The organism is Mesorhizobium sp. M0848, from assembly GCF_040319805.1.
Taxonomy (GTDB): domain Bacteria; phylum Pseudomonadota; class Alphaproteobacteria; order Rhizobiales; family Rhizobiaceae; genus Mesorhizobium.
This window is the reverse complement of the sequence record NZ_JAMYOM010000074.1, coordinates 1-1,405: the sequence shown is the minus strand read 5'-3', so window position 1 is coordinate 1,405 and position 1,405 is coordinate 1. Positions and strand designations below refer to the sequence as shown.

Annotated in this window: 1 protein-coding gene; it reads left to right on the top strand. The window is 58.2% G+C overall.

Features of this window, described 5'->3' with window-relative positions; translation table 11 throughout:
* Positions 1 to 93: 93 nt before the first annotated feature.
* A complete protein-coding gene (locus NKH95_RS33325; RefSeq protein ID WP_128306115.1) occupies positions 94 to 1,395 on the top strand; it encodes an IS4 family transposase in 1,302 nt (433 codons plus the stop codon).
* Positions 1,396 to 1,405 lie beyond the last annotated feature (10 nt).

Genomic DNA, 1,405 nt, shown 5'->3' with positions numbered 1-1,405 from the left:
CTAATGCAGTTCACTTAAGTTGGGCTGGATGAGGATCTGGTAAGACCTATCGAACAGGATGGAGATTCGTTTCCATCCTGTTCGTGTTTTGAGATGCCAGGTCGCATAGGACATACAGCCGATTTATCGGCACTTTCGGGTGCAATTGATCCGGAATGGATCGCCTTGGCGCTTGCCAGCAGCGGCAAGGCGAGCATCCGCAAGCGCAAGCTCCCCGCCGAGCAAGTTGTCTGGCTGGTGATTGCGCTTTCCTTGTATCGTCATCAGTCCATGCCTGAGGTGGTGGCCCATCTGGATCTGGTGTTGCCCGATGAGGTGAACCCGGACATTGCCAAGAGCGCCTTGACGCAGGCCCGCCAGCGCTTAGGCCAGGCGCCGCTGGCGCAGTTGTTTGCGATGAGCGCGACGTGCTGGGACGAGCGACACCAAGTCGGGCGAGGCTGGCGGGGTCTTGCGCGCTATGCCGTGGATGGCAGCACATTGCGTGTCGCCGACAGCGTGGAGAACCGCGCGCATTTTGGAGCGCAAGCCTATGCATCCGGCGCTGTTGCAAGTTATCCGCAGCTACGGCTCTTGACCCTGACGGCGCTCGCCACGCACCTGGTGCGTGATGCGGTGTTTGGGATCTACGGCAAGAATGAGATGCTCTATGCCAAGAGCTTGCTCGACCAAGTGCCGGACCAATCCCTGACGGTCTTCGACAAGGGCTTTTTCAGCGCCAGCCTGCTGCTGCAGCTTCAATCGAAGGGCAAGCAACGTCATTGGCTCCTGCCGGCCAAAGGCAACAGTGCATGGCAGCGCCTGGACCAGAACGCCACCGACTATCGGGTGCGCATGAAAGTCTCGCCGCAAGCACGCGAGGCCGAGCCCGACTTGCCGACATTCTGGGAAGCTCGGGCGATCGAGACGGTCAACCGGCATGGGCAAAAGCGAATATTGCTCACCTCATTGACGGACAAGAAGGCCTATCCTGCCCAGGAGATCGTGCAGCAATACGAAGACCGCTGGCGGATCGAAACCAGCTATCGAGAGCTGAAGCAGGAGCTTCTTGGCAGCGAATTGACGCTGCGCAGCGGCACACCGCAGACCGTTTATCAGGAAGTTTGGGGAGCCTTGCTGGCTTACAATCTGGTGCGGTTGGAAATGGCCGAGGTTGCCTCTGAAGCCGAGGTCAAGCCAACCGAATTGAGCTTCACCACAGCCCTGCACTACATTCGTCACGAATGGGGGTGGATGGCGATCGAAGCGCCAGCAAAACTACCCGCACACCTCATCCGATTAAGACAACGGCTGGGAGACCTCATCCTCCCAAAAACACGGGGGCGATCATGCCCCCGTGTCGTCAAAAAGCTACCAGCCAAATATCCTGTCAGAACACTGAAGGTGCCTAAGTGAACTGCATTAG